Consider the following 4,835-nt stretch of genomic DNA (forward strand, 5'->3'; position numbering starts at 1 on the left):
ACGTCAGCGACGTCACCGGCTTCCCCGAGATGCTGGACGGCCGGGTGAAGACGCTCCACCCGAAGATCCACGGCGGCATCCTCGCCCGCCGCGACGCGCCCACGCATCTCGAGGCGCTCGCGAAGCACGGCATCCCGCCGATCGACCTCGTCGTCGTCGCGCTCTATCCGTTCGAGGCCACGGTGGCCAAGCCGGGCGTGACGCTCGCCGAGGCGATCGAGCAGATCGACGTGGGCGGCCCGGCGATGATCCGGGCCGCGGCCAAGAACCACGCGGGCGTGGGCGTCGTGACGGATCCCGCCCAGTACGCGCTCGTGCTCGACGAGCTCAGGACCCGCGGGGGAGAGCTCTCGGACGCCACGCGCTACCGGCTCGCCCAGGAGGCCTTCAGGCGGACCGCCCAGTACGACGCGGCGATCGCGGCCTATCTCCGCGCGCCGGCGGCGACGGGCGCGGCGCCGGCGGCGTCGGACGAGCTGCCGGCGCGGCTGCGCCTCGACGCCGAGCGGGCGCTCGCCCTCCGCTACGGCGAGAACCCCCACCAGTCGGCCGCCTTCTACACGCCGCTCGACGGCCCGCGCGCGGGGCTTGCGGCGATGCGGCAGCTCCACGGCCCCGAGCTCGGCTACAACAACCTCCTCGACTTCTCGGCGGCCCTCGGCCTCCTCCTCGAGTTCGAGGAGCCCGCGGCCGTCGTCATCAAGCACATGAACCCGTGCGGCGTCGCGCTCGGCGCGAGCCCGGGCGAGGCGATGGCGCGCGCGAAGGCGTGCGACCCGGTCTCGATCTACGGCGGCATCGTCGGCGTCAACCGGACGCTCGACATGGCGGTCGTCCAGGAGCTCGGCGGGATCTTCGTCGAGATCCTCTTCGCCCCCGGCTACGCGCCCGACGCTCTCGAGGAGCTCCGGCGCACGAAGAAGAAGGCGCGGGTCTTCGAGGTGCCGTGCGACCGCGCGAGCCTGCCGCCGCGGGCGGTCGAGTACCGGAGCGTCTGGGGCGGGCTCCTCGCCCAGACGGCGGACCTGACCGACCTGGACCCGGACGCGCTCAAGACGGTCTCGAGACGGCAGCCGACGGCGGCCGAGCTCGCCGCGCTCACCTTCGCCTGGCGCGTCGCCAAGCACGCGAAGTCGAACGCGATCGTCCTCGCCACGCAGGGGCAGGTGGTGGGGGTCGGCGCCGGCCAGATGAACCGCGTGGACTCGGCGCGCCTCGCCGTCATGCGGGCGCAGGAGCTCGGGCTCGAGACGCGCGGCAGCGTCTGCGCCTCCGACGCCTTCTTCCCGTTCCGCGACGGCCTCGACGTGGTCGCGAAGGCGGGCGCGACGGCCGTGATCCATCCGGGCGGCTCGCTCCGTGACGAGGAGGTCGTGCGCGCGGCCGACGAGCACGGCATGGCGATGGTCCTGACGGGCATCCGGCACTTCCGCCACTAGCCGGGGGCGGGCGATGACCAAGCCGCATCCCGAGCGCGTCTACGGCATGCGGGAGCTCACGCGCATCCTCACCCTCACGCCGAAGCGCGCCGGCCAGCTCCGCCGGCTCGACCTCCTGCGCGGCGACTTCGGCTACACCTTCCGCGACCTCCTGGCGCTGCGGGCCGCGAGCGCGCTCCTCGACGCGGGCGCGTCGGTGCGGCAGATCAAGCAGGCGCTGGCCGCGCTCCGCCGTCAGGACCCGGGGCTCGAGCAGCCGCTCGCCGAGCTGCGCCTGGTCCTCGACGGCGAGCGGCTCCTCGCGGAGTCCGACCGCGTGAGGTTCGACCCGCGGAGCGGCCAGCTCGTGCTGGGGCTCGACTCCGGGGGCCTCGAGGCCGCCGCGACGGCGACACTCCGGACAGGACTCGTGAGGCCGCTCGCGCCGCCCGTCGAGCAGGCGGAGACGTGGTTCGAGCGCGCCAGCGAGTGGGACGGCGATCCCGCGCAGTGGGAGGACGCGATCGACGCGTACCGGCGTGTCGTGACGATCGACCCGACCTACGCCGCGGCGTGGAACAACCTCGGGCTCCTGCTCCACCGGATGGGGCGCCACCATCAGGCCGAGGAGGCGTACCGCGCGGCACTCGCGCAGGACCCGCGCTGCTGCGAGGCGGTCTACAATCTCGGCTCCCTGCACGAGGACCGCGGCGCCATCGAGGACGCGATCGAGGACTACAGAACGGCCCTCGACCTCTCGCCGGACTACGCCGACGCCCACTTCAACCTGGCCGGCGCCCTCTCGCGCGCCGGACGCGGCGACGAGGCGGTGCGGCACTGGCAGCGCTACCTCGAACTCGACGCGGGCAGCCCGTGGGCGCGGATCGCGCGGGCGCACCTCGAGCTGGTCGAGCCGCCCGAGAAGGGCGTGTCCGAATGATGGCAGGGCGAGCCGCAGGACGTCGCGGGGCGGGGGCCCCGCCGTCCGAGGCGAGCGAAAGATGAAGATCCTCCTCGTCGGCGGCGGCGGTCGCGAGCACGCGCTCGCGTGGAAGATCGCCCGGAGCCCGCTCGCCACCTCGATCGTCGCCGCGCCCGGCAACCCGGGGATCGCGCGCCACGCGCGGTGCGTGCCGGTGGCGGCCGACGCCGTCGCGGAGTTGGTGGCGCTCGCGATCAGCGAGCGCCCGGACCTGGTCGTCGTCGGGCCCGAGGCGCCGCTCGTCGCGGGGCTCGCCGACCGGCTCGTCGCGGCCGGCCTGGGCGTCTTCGGCCCGAGCGCGCGCGCGGCGGCGATCGAGGGCTCGAAGGCGTTCGCGAAGGACCTGATGGCGCGCCACGGGATCCCGACCGCCCGCTTCGGGACCTTCCAGACGCCCGAGAGCGCGCGGCGATACTGCCGCGAGTTCGGCGCGCCGCTGGTCGTCAAGGCCGACGGTCTCGCCGCCGGCAAGGGCGCGATCGTCTGCCGGACGCTCGCCGAAGCGGACGACGCGGTGGCCGCGTGCATGGAGCGCCAGACCTTCGGCGCGGCCGGCGCCACGGTCGTCGTCGAAGAGTTGCTGACCGGCGAGGAGCTCTCGTACTTCGTTCTCGCGAACGGAGAGGAAGTGCTCCCATTCGGCGCGGCCCAGGACCACAAGACGGTCTTCGACGGCGACCGGGGCCCGAACACGGGCGGCATGGGCGCCTACTCGCCCGTGGCCTCGTTCGGTCCCGAACTCGAGCGGCGCGTGCTGGAGACGATCGTGCGACCGACCATCGCCGCGCTCGGCAAGGAAGGCGCGCCCTACCGCGGCGTCCTCTACGCCGGCCTCATGCTGACCGCCGAGGGGCCGAAGGTCATCGAGTTCAACTGCCGCTTCGGCGATCCCGAGTGTCAGGCGCTGATGCTGCGCGCCCCGGGCGATCTCCTGCCGCTGCTCCTCGCGGCCGCGCGGGGCGAGGCGTGGCCCGAGACGCGGCCGTGGCCCCCCGGCGCCTCGGTCTGCGTGACGGTGGCCTCGGGCGGCTATCCCGGCGGGTACCGGACGGGGATGCCCATCGAGGGCGTCGAGCGGGCCGAGGCGAAGCCCGGGGTGTCGGTCTTCCACTCGGGCACGACGCTCAGCGACGGCCGGCTCGTGACGGCGGGCGGCCGCGTGCTGGGCGTCACGGCGCTCGCCGACGATCTCACCGCGGCGATCGCCGCCGCGTACGCTGGCGTCGCGGAGATCCGCTTCGAGGGAATGCACTACCGCACCGACATCGGGAGGAGGGCGGTGCGAGCCGAAGCGCCGCCGCGGCGGTGAGGCGAGCGGTTCAATGGTTCGAAAGGAGACAGCCGTGAAGGGACCCGCGCGCGTCGGTATCGTGCTCGGCAGCGACTCGGACCTGGAGGTGATGCTCGAGGCGGTGAAGGTCCTCGACGCGCTCGAGGTCGGCAGCGAGGTCGTCGTCGCCTCCGCCCACCGCACGCCCGACCGCACGCGGGAGTACGCGACGACCGCCCACACGCGCGGGATCGGCGTGCTCATCGCCGGCGCGGGAGGCGCCGCGGCGCTCCCCGGCGTCCTCGCCTCGCTCTCGCCGCTGCCGGTGATCGGGGTGCCGCTCGCCGCCACGCCGCTCGGCGGCCTCGACGCGCTCCTCTCGATCGCCCAGATGCCGAAGGGCGTTCCCGTCGCGACGGTGGCGATCGGCGCGTGGGGGGCGGCGAACGCCGGGCTCCTCGCGGCCCAGATCCTCGCGTCCGGCGATCCGGCGCTCGCGAAGCGGGTCGCCGCCTACCGAGACAAGCTCGCCGCCGAGGTGGACGAGCGGGCGCGCCGGGTCGCGGATACGATGAAGCAGCGGGGGACGTGACGGCGCGGCCCACCCGCGTCGTCTCCGTGGACCCGCGGCGGCCCGACGCCGCGGCGCTCGACGATGCGGCGGCGGTCCTGCGCGACGGCGGGCTCGTCGCGTTTCCGACGGAGACCTTCTACGGTCTCGGCGCCCTGGCGCTCGACCGCACCGCCGTCCGGCGGATCTTCGACCTCAAGGGGAGGGCCGAGACGAAGCCACTCCTCGTCCTCGTGGACTCGCTCGCCATGGCCGAGCGCGTCGGCGATGTCGGCCCCGCGGCGCGCGAGCTCGCCGCGCGTCACTGGCCGGGCGCCCTGACGCTGGTCGTCCCGGCGCGCGCGGGCGTGCCGAAGGACGTCACCGCCGGTACGGGGACGATCGGGGTGCGCGTCTCGCCTCATCCGGTGGCGCGCGGTCTGGTGGGGGCCGTCGGCGCGCCGGTCACGGCGCCGAGCGCCAACGCGAGCGGTGCGCCGCCCCCGACCACCGCCGAGGCGGTGCTGGCGTATTTTCGGGACCGGATCGAGCTCGTGCTCGACGGCGGGCCGACCTCGGGCGGCGAGCCCTCGACGGTCCTCGACACGACGACGG

5 protein-coding genes are annotated in these 4,835 nt (G+C 74.7%); all 5 read left to right on the forward strand.

The annotated features are described in order from the left end of the window. Positions 1–1,439, forward strand: a 1,439-nt coding sequence (gene purH, locus VKG64_13180; GenBank protein ID HKB25994.1) for a bifunctional phosphoribosylaminoimidazolecarboxamide formyltransferase/IMP cyclohydrolase, incomplete at its 5' end; no start/stop codon positions are given. Between the two features lie 13 nt (positions 1,440–1,452). Beyond that, entirely contained in the window at positions 1,453–2,358 is a 906-nt protein-coding gene (locus VKG64_13185; GenBank protein HKB25995.1) for a tetratricopeptide repeat protein, read from the forward strand. 61 nt (positions 2,359–2,419) lie between these two features. Then, positions 2,420–3,709 carry a phosphoribosylamine--glycine ligase gene (gene purD / locus VKG64_13190; protein ID HKB25996.1) on the forward strand — a complete coding sequence of 430 codons (1,290 nt, stop codon included), beginning with the start codon at positions 2,420–2,422 and terminating at the stop codon, positions 3,707–3,709. Positions 3,710–3,722: 13 nt separating this feature from the next. Further along, positions 3,723–4,262 (forward strand): 5-(carboxyamino)imidazole ribonucleotide mutase, encoded by a 540-nt coding sequence (purE, locus tag VKG64_13195; GenBank protein ID HKB25997.1) that lies wholly within the window; start codon positions 3,723–3,725, stop codon positions 4,260–4,262. Then, the coding region (locus tag VKG64_13200) for an L-threonylcarbamoyladenylate synthase (protein HKB25998.1) at positions 4,259–4,835 on the forward strand (577 nt) is incomplete at its 3' end. The genes purE and VKG64_13200, both read left to right, overlap by 4 nt.

This window comes from Candidatus Methylomirabilota bacterium, assembly GCA_035260325.1.
In the GTDB taxonomy this organism is placed as follows: domain Bacteria; phylum Methylomirabilota; class Methylomirabilia; order Rokubacteriales; family CSP1-6; genus AR19.